The following is an 18056-nucleotide window of genomic DNA, read 5'->3' as shown; positions in this document are numbered from 1 at the left end:
GTTGATAAGGAGAAGTAATATGCCTAATATTAGAGAAGAATATGATGTAGTTGTAGTAGGTGCTGGTCACGCAGGTTGTGAGGCTGCCCTTGCTGCTTCAAGAATGGGACTTGAAACAATTATATTTACAGTAAGCGTTGAAAGTATAGCAATGATGCCTTGTAATCCTAATATAGGAGGAAGTTCTAAGGGACATCTTGTAAGAGAAATAGATGCTCTTGGTGGCGAGATGGGAAAGAATATAGATGCTACATTTATACAGTCAAAGATGTTAAATGCATCAAAAGGCCCTGCGGTTCATTCACTCCGTGCACAGGCTGACAAGTCCGATTACAGCAGAAGAATGAGAAATGTGCTTGAGAATACTGAGCATCTGCATATAAGACAGGCAGAGGTTTCAGAGATTATTGTTAATGATGGAAAAATTGGTGGTGTAAAGACTGTTTCGGGTGCAGAATACATAGCTAAGGCAGTTGTTTTATGTACAGGAGTATATCTTAAGGCAAGATGTATATATGGTGATGTAAGTTATCATACAGGTCCTAACGGATTACAGGCTGCCAATCATCTTACACAGTCACTTATTGATAATGGAATTGAAGTGAGAAGATTCAAGACAGGTACACCTGCCAGAGTTGATAAAAGGTCAGTGGATTTTTCTAAGATGACAGAGCAGTTCGGTGATAAGAGAGTTGTGCCATTTTCATTTGAAACAGACCCTGAGAGCATACAGAAAGATCAGGTAAGCTGCTGGCTTACATATACTAATGAAGAGACACACAAGATTATTATGGATAATCTTGATCGTTCACCTCTTTATTCAGGAGATATCCACGGAACAGGCCCAAGATACTGTCCATCAATTGAGGATAAGGTTGTAAGATTTGCAGACAAAGACAGACATCAGGTATTCATTGAGCCAGAGGGCTTGTATACTAATGAAATGTATCTTGGTGGAATGAGCAGTTCAATGCCTGAGGATGTGCAGTATGCAATGTATAGAACAGTTCCTGGTCTTGAGAATGTCCGAATCGTAAGAAATGCTTATGCTATTGAGTATGACTGCATTAACGCTGTTCAGTTAAAGTCTTCTCTTGAATTCAAGAAGATTGAAGGATTATTTGCTGGTGGACAGTTTAATGGAAGCTCAGGATATGAGGAAGCTGCTGCACAGGGAATTGTCGCGGGTATCAATGCGGCACTTTTCGTTAAGAAGGAAGAACCACTTATACTTGACCGTTCAGAAAGTTATATAGGAGTTCTTATAGATGACCTTGTAACTAAGGAAACAGCAGAGCCTTACAGAATGATGACAAGCCGTGCAGAGTACAGACTTATATTAAGACAGGATAATGCAGATATAAGACTTACTAAATATGGTTACAGAGTCGGACTTATAAGCGAAGAAAGAATGAACCGCCTTACCCGCAAGATTCAGCTTATTGATGAAGAAATTGAGCGTGTTAAGTCAGTTAATATAGGAACTGGAAGTGAAGTACAGAAGGTACTTACAGATAACGGAAGTACAGAGCTTACAACAGGTGCTACACTTGCAGAACTTATAAGAAGACCGGAGCTTTCATATGATGTTCTTGCTCCAATTGATAAGCACAGACCAGAGTTGCCTTATGATGTATGTGAGCAGGTTAATATTAATCTGAAATACGAGGGATATATAGACAGACAGTTAAGACAGGTTGAACATTTTAAAAAGCTTGAAAATAAGCTTATACCAGACAGCCTTGATTACTTAGAAATAAGCGGATTAAGAAAAGAGGCTATGCAGAAGCTTGATAAATTCAGACCTCGTTCAATTGGACAGGCTTCAAGAATATCAGGTGTTTCGCCTGCTGATATATCAGTGCTTCTTGTTTACCTGGAGTCTCTTAGAAGAAAGCATTAATCATTGATAAGGAGAAATGTATGATAAATGAAACATTTAAGAATAATCTGAATTCTATAGGTGTTGAGCTTACAGACAGACAGTACGAGCAGTTTGATATGTATTATAAGCTGCTGGTTGAATGGAATAGCTTTATGAATCTTACTGGAATTACAGATTACGAAGAAGTTCTTTTAAAGCATTATGTTGACAGTCTCGTGTTAGATATTGAAAAAATCGGACATAAAAAGAAAGAGATTTCTCTTATTGATGTTGGAACAGGTGCTGGTTTTCCGGGGCTTCCGTTAAAAATAGCATATCCACAGATTAATGTAGTTCTGCTTGATTCACTTAATAAAAGAGTAAAGTTTCTTAATCAGGTAATAGAAGAACTTGGACTTACAGGAATAGAAACAGTTCATTCAAGAGCAGAGGATGGTGGAAGAAATAATGACTTAAGAGAACATTTTGATGTAAGTGTTTCTCGTGCTGTTGCTAACTTAGCAACTCTTGTGGAATATAACATTCCATTCGTAAAGGTTGGTGGATATTTTGTGGCATATAAGTCAGGAGATATTGATGAAGAATTAGTAAATGCTAAGAAAGCAGTCAGTGTTCTTGGCGGAACGATAGAAGAAGTGAAGAAATTCCAGCTTCCTGGTACTGATATTGACCGTTCTTTAGTATATATCAAGAAGATTAAGCCTACATCTGGAAAGTTTCCAAGAAAAGCGGGACTTCCTTCTAAAGAACCAGTTGCGTAAGCAGTATGTATACACAATATAGTATAAAGAAAACCCATATTATTCACATAAAATGATTAGTAAATCATCATATTGTGGATAATATGGGTTTATTTTTGGTTAACTGTTGATTATCAGGATATCATAAAAATACCTCATGATGGATAACTAATTAAGAAAAATCTCAGCCTGTCTTACGAATTCAGCCGGCTGTTCAACCTGTGGAAGCTTCTTGGCATCCTGAATCATAACATTTTCAATTGCTGGATTGATATGGATATATTCATCAATAACGTCATTATTATTGTGCATACCGTTAATCATGTATATACAGTTATCAAGATCAGAAAGTGCTTTTGAGATAGTAACAGTAGTAAAGTTACATTCAGTGCTGATAAACAGATATTTGGCTGAAGCATCACCAAGATGTGCATTCTCATGGCATGCATTGATATAATCAGCCGGAATTCTTCCATCTATAAAATTTTTTGAAAGTAGCTTTCTAAGAGATGGTCTGTTAAACAGAATGTTGTATACAGAAGTTCCAATAACAGGCACATTTAAAATGTGTCTTCTTATTCCACTTAAGTTATCAGGCCCTTTAAGAGCATCTTCAACTGATAAAGGAGAAACAAGAATAATCTTATTAAACAGTGCATGATTATTAAATGCAGCCATTATCACAATTGGTGTTGAGCCTGCTGTAGCAACAACATCAGTTTTGGAACGAATAACATTGAGCACGAAATCATTGATAAGCTGTGTATACATAAATGTTGTATAAGTAAGATTAGGTTTATCAGAATGACCACATCCCAATAAATCAATAGCGTAAACCTTGTGATTCTTAGCAAAACTGTTTATAGTCTGTTCCCATTCGTAGCTTGAACTGTAAGAATTAAGATCGTGTATAAGTAAAAGTGGAGAACCTGAGCCGGCAGTTATATATGCAATATTGCCGAACTTCCACTGATAATTGCTTCTTATTCTTTTACCTGTATAATTATTAGCGGTAGATAATTTGAATATTATGCTGTTAATCAGGTGTGTAGTAGTAATAACAGCAGTTCCCATACCTACTGCCAGTCCTATTTTTTGCCATTTATTCATAATAGATGCCTCCTGAAATTTCCGAAAGAAAATGTTCTAACGCACTTTTAGATAAAATTATTATATTCCATTATTTTGTGTGTGGCAATCATTAATTTATGTTAATGTATCATCTGAAATACAAATTATTAGAACTTTTTAAGATGTTTTTATATAAATTAGTACTTTATCGTAAAAAAGTACTTTATTTATTGTAATTAATAGAGTATTATCATCTTAAAAGTTTCTGAAATATCTTATTATGAATTATTATTTTAAGGGTAATAAATAAAGTATTTATATAATATTTAATGTTGATTAATAATATACAAACTGAGAATGGAGTTAGTAATATAATGTCAAATTTATGTAAACAGTATGTTGAAAATGAATTAAATTGTTATAAGAAAAAATTATATGATATTACTAATGAAATTCATTCAACAGAGATTGAGCTAAAAACTGTTGATAAGAATCTTATTAAGTTAAATAAAGAAAAAGACTGGTCAGAAGATATATTTCATTCATTGATTTCATTAAAACAAACTGATAATATTAGGTTACAAACATTACAGGATTCAAAATATGAATTGAATAATAAAATTAATTTTTTGAATAATCAGAAAAAAGATGTTGAAACTAAAATTGAAGAACTTATTAATATTTTAAGAGATGATGATTCCAATGTTTCACGTGAAACAATGAGTGATTCTATACATGATAATGTCAAACTAATTGATTTTATTGAACTTGACCGAAAACGTATATCAAGAGATATTCATGACAGTGTTGTGCAGAATCTTACAGCGTTAATACATAAACAGGAATTTATATCTCAAATTATTAATACTGATATTACAAGATCAAAACTCGAAATTAACAATTCAGTTGTATTGATAAAAGAATCAATTAATGAATTGAGAAATATAATATATGAATTAAGACCAATGAGTGTTGATGATCTTGGATTTAAGAATGCTATTATGAATATGATTGATAAATTTAATAGAGAAAGTAATGTAATTACATATTATTCATCAATTAATTTTGATGATGAATTAAGTATCGATTCAAATCTTATTATATCAATACTTCGAATTATAAATGAATTAAATAGTAATGCAATTAAATATTCTAACGGGACAGAAATTATAATTAACGTTACTCTTAAAGATAACAATGTTATTATTGAATTTAAGGATAATGGAAAAGGATTTGATTATTATAATACTGTTTATGATAGAAATAAAAATTCTGGATTTGGATTAACAATGTTAAAAGAACGAGTTGCATTATTAAATGGAAATATTAAATATATATATGATAATGGTTCTGATTTTTTTATAGAAATACCAGTTTGGTAAGAGAGGGGTGTAATTATGGCGGTTAATATATTATTAGCTGATGACCATAGAATGGTAAGAGAAGGTTTAAAACAACTTTTAGAAACTGATTCAGAGATAAATGTTGTGGCAGAAGCAGGAGATGGGTATGAATGTCTCAATCTTACTAATAAGACAAAACCTGATATTGTTTTATTGGATATTAATATGCCTAATATGGATGGAATTCAGGTTCTTAATATAATGAAACAACAAAAAATGTTATGCAAGGTTATTGTACTTACAATACATAATGAAATTGAATATCTGGTTAAAGCATTAGAAATTGGATGTGACGGATTTATATTAAAAGATTCTGATTTTGATACATTAAAGAAAGCTATATTTTCTGTTTATTCTGGTGAAACATATATTGAACCTTCTCTTATGCCATTACTTAATTCTAGTCTTGCAGAAAGAGATGTATTAAAAGAAAAAGTATCAGATCTTACAAGACGAGAGATGGAAGTGTTGAAAATGATTGCATCTGGTGCATTTAATAAAGAAATCGCATTGACACTTAATATAAGTGAAAGAACAGTAAAAAATCATGTATCTAACATATTTAAGAAAATAGGTGTTTCTGATAGAACACAGGCTGCAGTGTTTGCAATAAAAAATAATATAATTAGTATAAAATAGTTTAACAATTAATATTACTTATTATGATTGAACAAAAATATGAGATGATATATATATTTCAAAATAGAAATATATATATCATTTTTTTATGTTTCACGTGAAACATAAAAAATACAATTTGTTATAACATATTGTAACAATGTGTGCTATAATAAAAATGATAAAAAAGTTATTTATTAAATAAAATGATATGAGATTATGTTTCACGTGAAACATAGAACATATGGAATAAGAGGGTAATGTGGGAAGAATAATTGCAATAGCAAATCAGAAAGGTGGAGTTGGTAAAACAACAACAGCTATAAATTTGGCAGCATGTCTTGCAGAAGCTGGACAGAAGATTCTTATAATAGATATTGATCCGCAGGGAAATACGACAAGTGGTTTTGGATTATCTAAGACAGACATTGAAAAAACAGTTTATGAGGTATTATTGGGAGAATGTAATATTAAAGATGCAATAGTAGAAAATATAATTGATAATCTTGATATACTTCCATCTAATGTGAATCTTGCAGGTGCAGAGATTGATTTAATTGACGTAGATAATAGAGAGTATATTTTAAAAGAAAGTATATTAGAAGTAAGAGACAGATATGATTATATTATACTTGATTGTCCTCCTTCATTAAGTATGCTTACTGTTAATGCAATGACGGCAGCTGATACTGTTCTGGTTCCAATTCAATGTGAATATTATGCATTAGAGGGATTAACACAGCTTATACATACGATTAATCTTGTAAAGAAAAAACTAAATCCACAACTTGAACTTGAAGGTGTGGTATTTACAATGTATGATTCAAGAACAAATCTGTCATTACAAGTAGTCGAAAATGTTAAGGATAATCTTAAACAAAATATTTACAAAACAATTATACCAAGAAATATTCGTCTGGCAGAAGCACCAAGTCACGGACTACCAATAAATCTATATGATCCAAAGTCTACCGGTGCAGAAAGTTACAGGTTATTAGCGGAAGAAGTAATGGGAAGAGAAGAATAAATATAATGGAGGATTGTGATAGTATGCCAACAAAGAACACTAAAACAAGTAAATCAAGAGGATTGGGAAAAGGCATTGGTAATCTGTTTCAGGAAGAAGATACTAATGATCAGAAAGTAGTTGTTAAGGAAGTGGTAAAAGAGGTTGTTAAAGAAGTTCCGGTTCCGGCAGAAACTAAATTAAAGATTTCTCAGATTGAGCCTAACAAGAATCAGCCAAGAAAAGCATTTGATGAGGATGCACTTATAGAACTTTCAGAATCAATAAAACAGTATGGAGTGTTACAGCCACTTCTTGTTAAAAAGATGGATAAAAATTATCAGATTATAGCTGGTGAAAGAAGATTCAGAGCTGCAAGACTTGCGGGTGTTAAAGAAGTACCGGTTATTATTAAGGACTATTCATCACAGGAGGTTATGGAGATAGCTCTTATTGAGAATATACAGAGAGAAGATCTTAATCCAATAGAAGAAGCACTTGCATATCAGCAGCTTATTAAAGATTATAGATTAAAACAGGATGAAGTTGCAGAAAAGGTGGCAAAATCAAGAACCGCAATTACAAATTCGTTGAGATTATTAAAGCTTGATGAAAGAGTTCAGGAAATGGTAATCGAAGGAAAATTAAGTAGTGGTCATGCAAGAGCAATTATTAGTATTGAAGATAAAGAAAAACAATACATGGTTGCACAGAAGATATTTGACGAAAAACTCAATGTGCGAGATGTTGAAAAACTTGTTAAAAATATTGATAAGTTAGATAAATCTGTGGAAAAGACAAAGCCAGAAAATGATTTTGTATATAGAGATTTTGAAGAAAAATTGAAGAAAATCATGGGTACACAAGTAGTTATCAAAAATAAGAATAATAACAAGGGTAAAATTGAAATTCAGTATTATTCACAGGCAGAGCTTGAAAGAATATATGATATGTTAAAGAAAATTAATGAATAATTAAGTTTATATATAATGTATACTATATAACTAATTTAATAATATATTAATAAGCTAATATACAGAAAGGAAAAATTATGTTAGATGTATTTGGATTATTTAAAGTGGACACACTTTATGTAGTTATAGGTCTGCTTGTAATAACAATTGCAGCAATAGTTCTTGCAATTGTTGCAATATGCAAGGCTTGTGCTATGACGAAAAAGTATGAGATGATGATGGAAGGCTCTGATGGAAAGAGCATGGAGAAAATGGTCAGAAAATATACCGATGACATTATCAATCTTCAGAAGACAAGTGAAGATAATACAGAAGCTATTAAGGACATATATGAAAAGATGCAGCTTACATTCCAGAAGGTTGGTGTTAATAAGTATGATGCATTCCATGAAATGGGTGGAAAGTTAAGCTTTGCACTATGTATGCTTGATAAGAAAGACAATGGATACGTTGTAAATGTAATGCACAGCAATGATGGCTGTTTTGCTTATATTAAGGAAATAGTTAATGGAAAGTCTTATATTGAACTTGGTAAAGAAGAGGAGAAAGCTGTTAAGCAGGCACTGGCCGGACGTATGGGAGACGAAGAATTAAGTAAAGAAATTAACGATTTAATGCAGAAAGACAAAATGTAATTGAAAATATACAGAAAAAGGTGCATAATAGCATTTGGTAAATTTGATAAAATAGTGTCAATGATAGGACACGGAAATGAGGAGTAATGTTAGATTTAAAATTTGTCAGAGAAAACCCGGATATTGTAAAACAGAATATTAAGAATAAATTTCAGGACAGAAAGCTTCCACTTGTAGATGAAGTAATTGAGCTTGATGCTAAAGCTCGTGCAACACAGACAGAAGCTGATGAATTAAGAGCAAACAGGAACAAGCTTTCTAAGCAGATAGGTGCTCTTATGGCACAGGGAAAGAAGGAAGAGGCAGAGGCAGTTAAGGCACAGGTAAGTGCAGATGCAGCAAAGCTTGCTGAATTAGAGGCTTCTGAAAAGGAACTTAATGAAAAGGTTAATAAGATTATGATGACTATTCCTAACATCATAGATCCTAGTGTACCAATCGGAAAAGATGACAGCGAGAATGTTGAAATTGAGAAGTTTGGTGAGCCTGTAGTTCCTGATTTTGAAGTACCATATCATACAGATATTATGGAAAGATTCAACGGAATCGATATGGATGCAGCTGGTAAGGTTGCTGGTAATGGTTTTTATTACCTTATGGGAGATATTGCAAGACTTCATTCAGCAATTATCTCATATGCAAGAGATTTCATGATTGACAGAGGGTTCACATACTGTATTCCTCCTTATATGATAAGAAGTAATGTAGTTACCGGTGTTATGAGCTTTGATGAAATGGATGCCATGATGTATAAGATAGAAGGTGAAGATCTTTACCTTATTGGAACAAGCGAACATTCAATGATTGGTAAGTTTATTGACACAATTACACCTGAGGAAGAGCTTCCTAAGACTCTTACAAGCTATTCTCCATGTTTCAGAAAAGAGAAGGGTGCACATGGTATCGAGGAAAGAGGTGTATATAGAATCCACCAGTTCGAGAAACAGGAAATGATTGTTGTATGTAAACCAGAAGATAGCAAGATGTGGTTTGATAAATTATGGCAGAATACAGTAGATTTCTTCAGAACAATGGATATTCCAGTAAGAACACTTGAGTGCTGTTCAGGAGATTTAGCTGACCTTAAGGTTAAGTCTATTGATGTTGAAGCATGGTCACCAAGACAGAAGAAGTACTTCGAGGTTGGTTCATGTTCTAACTTAGGAGATGCTCAGGCAAGAAGACTTAAGATAAGAGTTCAGGGTAAGGACAAGAACAAGTACTTTGCACATACGCTTAACAACACATGTGTTGCACCTCCAAGAATGCTTATTGCTTTCCTTGAGAATAACCTTCAGGCAGATGGAAGAGTTCTTATTCCAGAAGCTCTTCGTATGTACATGGGTGGTAAGACAGAATTAGTACCAGTTAAGTAATATGAATACTAAATAGATATTATTAAAAATGTGGATAAAACATATCAAATGAATATGTTTTATCCACATTTGTTTTATGTTATCCACAAATTTTGTGGATAAGTGTGTTGATTCTGTGGGAAATCCATTAAAATGCTGTTAAAAACCAGTATTTTAATGTGGAAAACCTTGTTTATATTGGTATGTGGAAAACTTTTACTGGAAATCTACAACATTTATCCACTGATTAAGAAGTTCTTTTTCTTCTTCTTTATTCTTAGTAAGTCTTGCTGCTGCAACTAATGGAAGCCATTCATTAACATATGAACGTTTTGTGTTAGTTAATTCACAGAAAGCACTTATGTACTTTTCAGGAATATCACTCTTGTCACCAAACTGTAATTTGAGAAGTAAAAATGTATTCGCAATATCGGCAGATGCATTACCCTGTGTAGCATGTACCCAGTCAACTGCTGTGATTTCTTTGATATTTCCCTTGGCATCAGCAGTAACAATAATATTATCAGGACAATAATCTCCGTGACAAAGCTTAGTATGATTCTTCATGGAATTAAGCCTTGTAAGAAGTTCATACTTAACGCTGTTATCAAGTTCTTCAATAGAGTTAATCTGGCGGTTCATTTTATCCTTTAATACCAGAAGAAGTGGGTTAGACTTCTTCTGGAAAGATATCTGGTATTCAACCATTTTCTTAATATAATCATCAGCCTTGTCAGGGTATTTTTCAATTAATTGTGTAAGAGTAGGACCTTCAACATATTCACTTGTGATAGACCATTTACCGTCAGTAACAGCAACCTCTAAAAGCTTTGGAATATTAACGCCTGCGTCTTCAACTCTAGAAGTATTAAGAGCTTCATATAAAACATCTGATTTGTTGTAGGTCTTGGCAAAGACCTTAGTAGCTTTGCCATTCTCTACATATACTGATTTTAACTTAGATTTTGCTAAATATTTTTTCATATGACATGTCTTCCTTTCTTAAAATAATAATGATGATTATTTACCATAGTAAGCCTTTAAGTACATGGCTTTCATTTCACTCATAAGAGGATATCTTGGGTTAGCACCAGTACACTGGTCATCAAATGCAGCTTCTGTCATCTCATCAAGAGTTGCAAGGAAGTCTTCCTCTTTAACACCATAATCTGCAATAGTTTTCTTAATTCCTACCTTTGCCTTTAATTCTTCAATAGCCTTGATGAGGTTTTCAAATTTCTCATCATCATCTTTACCCTGAATTCCAAGGAAGTCAGCACACTCAACATAACGTGCTTTGCAATGTGGATACTTATACTGTGAGAATGTTCCCATCTTGGTTGGAACCTCTGCAGCATTGAATCTCATTACATCAGTGATAAGAAGGGCATTAGCAATTCCGTGTGGAAGGTGGTGATATGCACCCAGTTTATGTGCAAGTGAGTGGCACACTCCAAGGAAAGCATTAGCAAAAGCCATACCAGCCATAGTAGAAGCTGTTGCCATCTTTTCTCTTGCAACTGCATCATGTGCACCTAATTCATAAGCTGCTGGAAGATATTCAAATATATTCTTCATAGCCTGTAATGCAAGACCATCTGTATATTCTGTTGCCATAATGGAAGCGTATGCTTCAAGTGCATGTGTAAGTGCATCAATACCAGAAGCTGCTGTAAGTCCCTTAGGCTGATTCATATGCATGTCAGCATCGATAATAGCCATCTTAGGAAGTAATTCATAGTCAGCAAGTGGATATTTCTGACCGGTTGTTTCATCGGTAATAACTGCAAAAGGAGTTACCTCTGAACCTGTTCCAGAAGATGTTGAGATAGCGACAAAGTAAGCTTTCTCACCCATCTTAGGGAATGTGTATATTCTCTTTCTGATATCCATGAAACGCATAGCCATATCAAGGAAGTCTGCCTCAGGATGTTCGTACATAACCCACATAATCTTGGCAGCATCCATTGCAGAACCACCACCAATTGCGATGATTACATCAGGTTCGAAAAGTCTCATAGCAGCTGTACCTTCTTTAGCACATGCAAGTGTTGGATCTGGTGCTACATTATAGAAAGTAGTATGCATGATTCCTAAAGAATCTAACTTATCTGTGACACATTTGGTATAACCATTCTTATAAAGGAACTGGTCAGTAACGATAAATGCTTTCTTCTTACCCATTACAGTTCCAAGTTCATCAAGGGCAACAGGTAAGCAGCCCTTCTTAAAGTAAACCTTCTCAGGTGCTCTAAACCAAAGCATATTCTCTCTCCTCTCAGCGACAGTCTTTACATTAAGCAGATGTTTTACTCCAACGTTCTCAGATACTGAGTTTCCGCCCCAAGAGCCGCATCCAAGTGTAAGAGAAGGAGCCATCTTAAAGTTGTAGAGGTCACCGATTCCACCGTGAGATGAAGGTGTATTGATAAGGCAGCGGCATGTCTTCATTCTTTCAGAGAATTCAGCAATCTTGTCTGCCTGTGTTTCAACATTAATATAAAGAGATGATGTATGACCAAATCCACCATCTGCAATCAGGTGTTCAGCTTTTGAAAGAGCATCTTCAAAATCTTCTGCCTTGTACATTGCAAGGACAGGTGATAACTTTTCATGAGCAAATTCTTCTGAGAGGTCTACAGATGTTACTTCACCGATAAGAATTTTAGTTTCTTCAGGAACAGTAACGCCTGCTAAAGCAGCAATAGTATGGGCTTTTTGACCAACAATCTTCGCATTAAGGGCACCGTTGATAATAATAGTCTTTCTTACCTTTTCTGTCTCGCTCTTATTAAGGAAGTAGCAGCCTCTGTATGCAAATTCTTCTTTAACAGCCTTGTAAACCTTCTTGTCAACAATTACAGACTGTTCAGAAGCACATATCATACCATTGTCAAATGTCTTAGAATGAATAATTGAGTTAACAGCAAGTATTACATCTGCTGATTCATCAATGATAGCAGGAGTATTACCAGCACCTACACCAAGTGCAGGCTTTCCAGAAGAGTAAGCAGCTTTAACCATTCCAGGTCCGCCGGTAGCTAAGATAATATCTGCTTCCTTCATAAGTGTATCTGTAAGCTCAAGGGAAGGAACATCTATCCAGCCAATGATTCCCTCAGGGGCACCTGCTGCAACAGCAGCTTCAAGAACAACCTTAGCTGCTGCAATTGTCGATTTCTTAGCTCGTGGATGTGGGCTTATGATAATACCATTTCTAGTCTTAAGTGAAATAAGAGTTTTGAAAATAGCTGTTGAAGTTGGATTAGTTGTTGGGATTACGGCTGCAACAACTCCAATAGGTTCAGCAACCTTTTTAATTCCATATGCCTTATCCTCTTCAATAACACCACAAGTCTTAGTATCTCTGTAAGCATTATAAATGTATTCAGAGGCATAATGATTCTTGATAACCTTATCTTCTACAATTCCCATACCAGTTTCTTCAACTGCAAGCTTGGCAAGAGGAATTCTTGCTTTATTGGCAGCAAGTGCAGCAGCAGTAAATATCTTATCTACCTGTTCCTGAGTATAAGCTGCGAAGATGCGTTGAGCCTCCCGTACACCGGCAAGCCTTTCTTCAAGAGCTTCGACTGTGTCAACAATTGGGTAATTCTCAGTTAAATTCTTTGACATAACATTTCCTCCATAACTTGATTCGTGCAATATTGATTGATAATAATTTAACAATGTCAATATAACACTAATATAATTATAAGTCAATATTCATTGTAATATTAATTAAAATATGCTATCTTTTACCTAGTAACTGGGGGACTAATAAATCTTTTGTTAAGGATGGAGCGGCTTATGAAACAGGTTAGTGTTGATAATCTTAAAGAAAACGATATATTAGCTTTTCCTATATTGTCGCATTCGGGGACTGTTCTTATTCATGCGGATGTTGCTCTGACAGATGAACTTATTGAAAGAGCAATTAATCTTGGAGTAAGAACTGTATACATAAAAGACGAAAAAGAGGGAATTGTCAGGGAGAATACTTCTGATAGTGATACGGCACGGGAAGAGGAAGAATATCCATACAGACTTGAAGAAACTGCCAATAATTCAAGGCAGATAGTAAAAAAAATATTAGAAAAACACATTTATAAACATAATGAAGAACTTAAGATAATTGTTAATGAGGCACAGAGAATACTTGATACAGTTATTGCAGAGCCGGAGGTTGTGAATAATATTACTGAAATCAGGAATGTAAGTACTGACATGTATACACACTGTATTAATGTATGTACTTTGTCAACAATTATGGCATTAAGGCTTAAAATGAGTAATAAACAGATACATAATATTGCGATGGGAGCAATACTTCATGATATAGGACTCAGATATATTAATGTTCCTTATGTTAATGTTAGTGAGAATAAGATGACTAATAAAGATGCTGTTGAATATAAGAAGCATACTATATTTGGATACAGCTCACTGCAGGACGAGGAATGGCTTCCTGACGTGGCAAAGGAGATTATTCTCTTTCACCATGAAAGAATTGATGGCTCAGGATATCCTTTCCAGCATAAGGGTGACAGGCTTAAACCAGAAGTTAAGCTTGTTTCTATCTGTGATGATTTTGACAGTATGATAAGTGGCATAGGCAGTGAGAAGATGAAGATATATGAAGCTATTGAATACATCAAAGTGCATTCGGGAGTAAAATATGACCCTACAATTGCTTCAAAATTCTTAGACTCAGTTGCTGCATACCCTGTCGGCTGTACAGTTTACACAAGTGATGGCGAAAAAGCTGTAGTTATAAGACAGAATAAGGAAGCTGCTGACAGACCTGTTATAAGAATGACAGAGCATGCAGATGGAACACCTTATACTGAAAATGTAGAGTATAACTTATTAAAGCAGCTTACTATGTTTATAGTAGATACAGAATAGAGCATTGGAGCAGCTATGAATTTATATATAAGAACCCTTGGATTTGATAATATGACATCAGAGGCTGAGGCAAAATTTATAAAAACAGGAATTAGAGAAAGCATAAAAGAAGGATTTGTGATACGCCACGAGAAATTAGATCGTGGCGTTATTATCTTGCGCCTTAGCAACTCAACCGGATTGTATGTGTATGGAAGATATGAAAAGAATGTTTTTAAATATGAGTATTATTTTCCGTTTGTTGTGGGGAAGGCTTTAAGTGACAATGAGGAGATGACTATTGAGAGACATCTTGACAAGGAATCCTATGCAGTTATATGTGATGAATTAAAGACAGGAGTAACGCTTATATTTTATCTTCAGAATGTAATGGATTATCTTGATTATCTGTACAGTGGTAAGGATTTTAATGCAGATGATTTTAATCCTGACAGAAAGAACGAAATTGGTAAAGTACCAATCAGAAACAAAAAGGTGGCACTTACAGGACTGTCGCTAGGTGGAATTATTATGCTTCCGGTGAGAAAGGAAAGAAATTCTAAGAAAAGCAGACAGGATGAAATTGCAAGAAAGAATCTTATTCAGGCTGCAAAGAATGGAGATGAGGATGCAATTGAGAGCCTTACAATTGAAGATATTGATACATACAATGAACTTTCTAACCGTGTCATGAAGGAAGATATATTTACTATAGTAGACTCAACATTTATGCCATGCGGTGTAGAATGTGACCAGTATTCCGTCATAGGAGAGATTCTTGAACTGCGTGAAGAGGAGAATATATACACTGGTGAGAAGATATATATTATGGTTCTTGAATGTAACAGTCTTATTATAACTACAGCAGTTAATAAGGAACATCTGCTTGGAGAACCAGCCATAGGCCGCAGATTCAAAGGACAGATATGGCTTCAGGGAAATGTAAGATTTACTGACTGATATTGTTGTTAAATATATGCTTTCATAATAAATTGTATTTAATATAGAAATTTACATATTATTACAAATGTGGTATTATAATACAAGGCATATAAGAAATCGGAAATGTCAACTAAATATTATTAATTATCAACGAGGAGGGAAAGCTATGAAGTTTTTCAGAAAATTAGGCTTTCAGCTTGTTTTATTTTTCGTTGTTGCCATTACAATTCCTATTGTAATGCTTATGGTAAGTTCAATTACAACAACTTCGTCTTCAATGGAAAATAACATGAAGGTAACAAGTGAGCAGACTTTGAATGAAGCACAGAATCAGTTTACTACATATCTTAAGACTCTGTCGCAGCCGGTAGACCTGCTTACAAGAAAGAATGAAGTAAAGCATCTTGAGGATCAGGGAACATTAAGTGATAATGTTAAGGCAGTAAGAGATTCTCTTATTGCATCAGTTAAGGTTACTAATGGTGCAGAAAGAGCGTTCTTTGCTACTAATACTAATCTTGAGATTACAGGTTGGGGAGAATATAACCCAGAGACTGGTAAGACACTTAGTAAGGGTGGTCTTGAGAATGGTGTAGACAGAACTAAGGAAGTATGGTACACAGATTGTAAAGGTCTTAAGGCAAGAAACAGCATTTATGCTTATTTTTCAAAGCCATATTATAGCAAGGATTTTGATAAGACAATAATTACTGTTTCACAGGAAATTAAGCATTCAGACGGAACGAATTATGGTACTGTGGGTATGCATATTGATTTTTCTGAGATTACAGATTTTGTACAGGGTATCGGACTTCTTAATACAGGATTTGTTGTCCTTGCAGATGAAGATGGTAATATACTTGTTAATAATGATAATAACAAGTATGTAACAGATTCAGTATCAGGACTGAATTGCTGGAGTACAGTTAAAGGTCTTACAGATGCTGATTATGATAAAGCATTTTCATTTGATGAAAACATTAATGGTGAAAAGGTACATGTAGTAACATCTAAGGATGCTGTTACAGGATGGACACTTGTTGGTTTTATCAGTTCTAAAGAAACATCTGCTACAACTAATAAGATGATTAGCAATACTGTTATATTCAGTATTATAGCATTTGTTATTGGAATTGGTATTGCACTTGCAGTTACAGCTTCTATGACTAAGGAGATTAAGAAGGTTTCTGGACATATGAAGGATGTTGCGGGTGGTGATTTAACAGATAGAATTGATGTAAAGAAGAAGAATGAGTTTGGAGACCTTGAGAATAACTTTAACAACATGGTTGAGAACATGGCAGTTCTTATTAAGGGTGTTGAGGAAAAGAGTGGAGTTATAGTAGATGCATCTGCTAAGATTGCAGGAGTATCTAAGTCTACTACAGAGACAGTAGGTCAGGTTTCAGAGGCTATACAGAGTGTTGCAGTTGGTGCATCAGGTCAGGCAGACAGTACACAGACAGCAACACAGGAAGTAGAAAATCTTGCAGACAGATTAAAGGAAACTAAGGCTTATGTAACTGATATCAGTGATATGTCTGTTGAAACACAGAAGTTAAGTAATAAGGGACTTACAATTGTTGATGAACTTATTACTAAGGGACAGCGTTCAATTGATAACTCTAAGATTTCTAAAGCAGTTGTATCTGAGATGGTAAGCAGTATAGAGAAGATTAATTTCATATCAGATGCCATTACAGAAATTACAGAGCAAACTAACCTGTTATCACTTAATGCTTCTATCGAGGCAGCAAGAGCAGGAGAGAGCGGTAAGGGATTCGCAGTAGTTGCTGATGAGATAAGAAAGCTTGCTGAACAGTCACAGCAGTCAACAGATGAGATTAAGCAGATTGTTAATGAGATTACTATTAAGTCACAGCAGGTTGAGCAGACAATGGATGAGTCAGTTGGTATTATAGAGGAACAGAATGTATCTATTAAGGATGCTAAGGAACTGTTTAATACAATTTCTGATTCAGTTAACGGACTTAAGGAAGGTCTTGATAATATTACACAGCTCAATGAGGCTATGGATACTAACAGAAATAATGTTGTAAGTAAGATGGAAGATGTTGCAGCAGTAGCAACTGAGACTGCCGCAGCCTCTGAAGAGGTTACAGCATCAGCCGTTGATGTTGAGCAGACAATGCACGACCTTAATGAATTTACAGTTGAACTTGATAATATCGCAGAGGCTCTTAAGGAAGCTATTGATAAGTTCAAGTTGCAATAATTAAACTAATCCGATAAATGTGTTTATGGAAGCTGCCACTCAGGCGATTGTAATCGCCAGGTGGCAGCTTCTTTTTAATCTCAGGGTATCATTGACCTTGCTGATGTTTTGTGATAAAATTTCTCTTGGTGTTTAGCCAAGTTGTTCTCATAGTTAAGTGGATATAACGGGGACCTCCTAAGTCTCAATCCCCAGTTCGACTCTGGGTGGGAACATTTATATTAAGAAGTGACAAGCAGTAGCGATGAGAATCGTTGCTGCTTTTTTATATTACATATTTTAGTGTGTGATTACAGTGTATTAT

The 18056-nt window shown here is 34.5% G+C and carries 14 protein-coding genes; 11 read left to right on the top strand and 3 right to left on the bottom strand.

All coding sequences use genetic code 11. The features are described 5' to 3' along the window. The first annotated feature begins 19 nt into the window (after window positions 1-19). Window positions 20-1903 (top strand): tRNA uridine-5-carboxymethylaminomethyl(34) synthesis enzyme MnmG, encoded by a 1884-nt coding sequence (gene mnmG / locus GKE48_RS03900; RefSeq protein ID WP_154300471.1) that lies wholly within the window; start codon window positions 20-22, stop codon window positions 1901-1903. 20 nt (window positions 1904-1923) lie between these two features. Further along, complete coding sequence (gene rsmG / locus GKE48_RS03895) at window positions 1924-2646, top strand: 16S rRNA (guanine(527)-N(7))-methyltransferase RsmG (RefSeq protein ID WP_154300470.1); 723 nt, start codon at window positions 1924-1926, stop codon at window positions 2644-2646. A 147-nt stretch (window positions 2647-2793) separates the two neighbouring features. On the opposite strand, the gene GKE48_RS03890 is transcribed toward rsmG, so the two are convergent. Then, window positions 2794-3735 carry an alpha/beta fold hydrolase gene (locus tag GKE48_RS03890; protein WP_154300469.1) on the bottom strand — a complete coding sequence of 314 codons (942 nt, stop codon included), beginning with the start codon at window positions 3733-3735 and terminating at the stop codon, window positions 2794-2796. 335 nt (window positions 3736-4070) lie between these two features. Between GKE48_RS03890 and GKE48_RS03885 the strand changes: the two genes are divergently transcribed. The 6 genes from GKE48_RS03885 to serS all read left to right on the top strand — a co-directional run bounded on the left by GKE48_RS03885 (window position 4071) and on the right by serS (window position 9708). Beyond that, the gene (locus GKE48_RS03885) at window positions 4071-5078 is read left to right on the top strand and encodes a sensor histidine kinase (RefSeq protein WP_055216609.1); all 1008 of its coding nucleotides are present in this window, start codon (window positions 4071-4073) and stop codon (window positions 5076-5078) included. A gap of 15 nt (window positions 5079-5093) precedes the next feature. Further along, window positions 5094-5738 (top strand): response regulator, encoded by a 645-nt coding sequence (locus GKE48_RS03880; protein ID WP_022097138.1) that lies wholly within the window; start codon window positions 5094-5096, stop codon window positions 5736-5738. A gap of 241 nt (window positions 5739-5979) precedes the next feature. Beyond that, entirely contained in the window at window positions 5980-6744 is a 765-nt protein-coding gene (locus GKE48_RS03875; protein ID WP_055216607.1) for a ParA family protein, read from the top strand. 23 nt (window positions 6745-6767) lie between these two features. Next, on the top strand, window positions 6768-7697 hold the full coding sequence (locus tag GKE48_RS03870) for a ParB/RepB/Spo0J family partition protein (RefSeq protein WP_055216605.1): 930 nt from the start codon (window positions 6768-6770) through the stop codon (window positions 7695-7697). Between the two features lie 77 nt (window positions 7698-7774). After that, window positions 7775-8332 (top strand): DUF4446 family protein, encoded by a 558-nt coding sequence (locus GKE48_RS03865; protein WP_055216603.1) that lies wholly within the window; start codon window positions 7775-7777, stop codon window positions 8330-8332. Between the two features lie 86 nt (window positions 8333-8418). Continuing rightward, window positions 8419-9708, top strand: coding sequence for a serine--tRNA ligase (serS, locus tag GKE48_RS03860; RefSeq protein ID WP_055216601.1), 1290 nt, complete (start codon window positions 8419-8421; stop codon window positions 9706-9708). 195 nt (window positions 9709-9903) lie between these two features. Here serS and GKE48_RS03855 read toward each other — a convergent pair whose 3' ends face one another. Next, window positions 9904-10671 carry a phosphotransferase gene (locus tag GKE48_RS03855; protein ID WP_022098297.1) on the bottom strand — a complete coding sequence of 256 codons (768 nt, stop codon included), beginning with the start codon at window positions 10669-10671 and terminating at the stop codon, window positions 9904-9906. Window positions 10672-10707: 36 nt separating this feature from the next. Continuing rightward, window positions 10708-13323: a bifunctional acetaldehyde-CoA/alcohol dehydrogenase gene (gene adhE / locus GKE48_RS03850; RefSeq protein WP_154300468.1), complete on the bottom strand. Its 2616-nt coding sequence runs from the start codon at window positions 13321-13323 to the stop codon at window positions 10708-10710. A 174-nt stretch (window positions 13324-13497) separates the two neighbouring features. Between adhE and GKE48_RS03845 the strand changes: the two genes are divergently transcribed. From GKE48_RS03845 to GKE48_RS03835, 3 genes are all read left to right on the top strand, one after another. After that, a complete protein-coding gene (locus GKE48_RS03845; protein ID WP_022098295.1) occupies window positions 13498-14595 on the top strand; it encodes an HD-GYP domain-containing protein in 1098 nt (365 codons plus the stop codon). 15 nt (window positions 14596-14610) lie between these two features. After that, complete coding sequence (locus GKE48_RS03840; protein WP_022098294.1) at window positions 14611-15534, top strand: DUF3881 family protein; 924 nt, start codon at window positions 14611-14613, stop codon at window positions 15532-15534. Between the two features lie 148 nt (window positions 15535-15682). After that, the gene (locus GKE48_RS03835; RefSeq protein WP_022098293.1) at window positions 15683-17752 is read left to right on the top strand and encodes a methyl-accepting chemotaxis protein; all 2070 of its coding nucleotides are present in this window, start codon (window positions 15683-15685) and stop codon (window positions 17750-17752) included. Window positions 17753-18056 lie beyond the last annotated feature (304 nt).

It is taken from the genome of Lachnospira eligens (assembly GCF_009680455.1).
GTDB classification, from domain to species: domain Bacteria; phylum Bacillota; class Clostridia; order Lachnospirales; family Lachnospiraceae; genus Lachnospira; species Lachnospira eligens_A.
This window is presented reverse-complemented; position numbering and strand designations above follow the sequence as displayed.